Below are 2,061 nucleotides of genomic sequence, written 5' to 3'. Positions count from 1 at the left end.
ATCTCGGCCGGCGTCTATGGCGCATGGCAATCGCAGTCGTTCCCCGCGTCCTCGAAAACCATGGTGGTCACCGGGGTCAAGCCCGGCGCGCGCTACCAGGTCCGCCTGCGCTACATCACCGCCAAGGGCGTCGAGAACCCCGGCGGCAACACCGGCCTCGGCGAGGTGACCGTTGGCGCCGTGAACGCCGGAACGGTGGCAGGCAAGCCCGCCCAAGAGGTCGTGGATGATCTGAACCTCAACGCTGAGCAGATCGCCGCCGAGATCCTGCGCGGCGCGCTCGCGCGGGCCTATATCGACGCCCTGACCCATCTGGCCGGCGTACCCATTGGCACGGTGCTGCTTCAGGAAAAGGAGCAACGCATCGACGCCGACGGGGCGTTCGCGGCCCTGATGTCGCTTTTGGGCGCCAAGAATGGGGCTGGAACCGCGTTCATCCTCAACGCGGCAAGCGTTCAAGTCACGCCGACCCAGAGCCTTGCGACCTTCCTGTCGTTCATCGACTCGACCTTGGGCGACGGCACGGTAACGATCACCGAACTGCGGGAGGCGCTGAACGGGGAGCGCGGCCGGGTCGCGCTGTCGATCAACAACAATGGCCATCTGACCGGTTGGGAAATCGCCAGCGAGGGCGGCACCGGCGGCCCGATCACGGGTACACTGGGCATCGTCACCGACCAGCTCTACATGGTCGATCCCGCAGATGCGACTGGCGAGACCTCGACCACCTTCCTCGAATATGTCGGTGGCCAGCTGAAGGTGAAGAACCTTCTGGTCGAGGGCGACTTGGTGGTCGAGGGCTCGCTCACGACGCCCAAATACGCGCCCAACAGCATCAATGTGCCGGTGATCTCGACCGGTTCGGCGGTGATTTCCTGTGATGGCACGAATAAACTGATCATCAGTCACACCGTTGACCTCGCCTATGACGCGGCAGTCTTCGTGACGTGCTTCCTGTCGAGCCATTTCCCCGGCGGCGACAAGAACTGGGCCGCCACCCTCTACATCGACGGCGTCTCGGTCTTCGACTGCGGCGGCGCGAACGGCGAGGCGACGATCACGATGGGCGGGTCGATGTATTGCGCGGCCGGCGCGCGGCTGGTCGAGGTTCGCCTCAATTCCCACGCCAGCGTCAACGTCACCAGCCGGACGCTCAACACCCTGGGGCCTATGCGATGATTATCACCGTGGCCTTTTACGACCATGACACCGGCGACATCACCGAGATCACCCAAGCGCCTCGCGCTTCGCTGGTGGCCGATCGCCGCGCCTATGTCGAGCTGCCGCAGTTTCGGCGCAACTGGGATGTGACCCACAAAGTCGTCAATGATCAGCTTGTGGAGCGCGTCTGATGCCTCTCGCTGTGGATGGGTTGACGCTGCCTCAACTGGTCGCCGCAGGTGGAGACCTGGTCGATAAGATCAACGCGGCTGTAGATGGCTATTATGCCTGGTCGATCGGCACGGCCATCGGCGGACCGGGCGGCGACGGTCGCTATCCGCTGCCGCTGCCGGGTGGTCCGGCCTTGGTTCCGACGCCCGCGAAGTTGGAAGCCATCGCCTATACCGCCATCGGCCAGGATTTGAACCTGTTGATGACGCCGGCAGGTGAAGGGGAGTTTTTGGACGGCCGGATTAAGGTGTTCCTGGCCAACGGAACGCAGGCCTATGTGTTCGGCGTCCAGAAGATCGCCGAGCGCAAGGCGACCGAAGCGACGCGAAACCACGCTGATCTCTGGCAGAAGTTCGACCTGCAGATGATGGGCGTCACGGCGCGCCTGGCCGCTGGGGCCGCGCCGCTCTTTGCCGACTTCACCGCGTCGCGCCAGCGCTATAGACGCGATGGTGCGGCGATCACCTTGGCCCAGGCCGCAACCGGCGACCGGACGGGCGAGGCCTATTATCCGCTCAACGTGCCGGTGACGGTGTTCGCCTCGGGTGATCGTCGCCAGACCGCTGACGGCCTGGCCGTGGAGCGGGGGACCGCCAACCTGATCCCTGATCCGACCTTTGCTGGCGCGGCGATCGGCGCGGACGACGCGGGCGGCGCTCTGCCTACCGG

Annotated in this window: 3 protein-coding genes; all 3 read left to right on the top strand. The window is 65.0% G+C overall.

All coding sequences use genetic code 11. From position 1 onward, the window contains the following. Nucleotides 1-1,179, top strand: a 1,179-nt coding sequence (locus tag ACP7AG_RS21140) for a hypothetical protein (RefSeq protein ID WP_426033388.1), incomplete at its 5' end; no start/stop codon positions are given. Next, entirely contained in the window at nucleotides 1,176-1,352 is a 177-nt protein-coding gene (locus ACP7AG_RS21135) for a hypothetical protein (protein ID WP_426033386.1), read from the top strand. The genes ACP7AG_RS21140 and ACP7AG_RS21135, both read left to right, overlap by 4 nt. Then, a partial coding sequence (locus ACP7AG_RS21130; protein WP_426033384.1) for a hypothetical protein occupies nucleotides 1,352-2,061 on the top strand: 710 nt, incomplete at its 3' end. The genes ACP7AG_RS21135 and ACP7AG_RS21130, both read left to right, overlap by 1 nt.

The organism is Caulobacter sp. DWP3-1-3b2 (assembly GCF_049896325.1).
Taxonomy (GTDB): Bacteria; Pseudomonadota; Alphaproteobacteria; order Caulobacterales; family Caulobacteraceae; genus Caulobacter.
This window is presented reverse-complemented; position numbering and strand designations above follow the sequence as displayed.

Bases quoted from the DNA above. Each gene is read 5' to 3' on its own strand.
- ACP7AG_RS21135 (WP_426033386.1), top strand. From the start codon at position 1,176: ATGATTATCACCGTGGCCTTTTACGACCATGACACCGGCGACATCACC.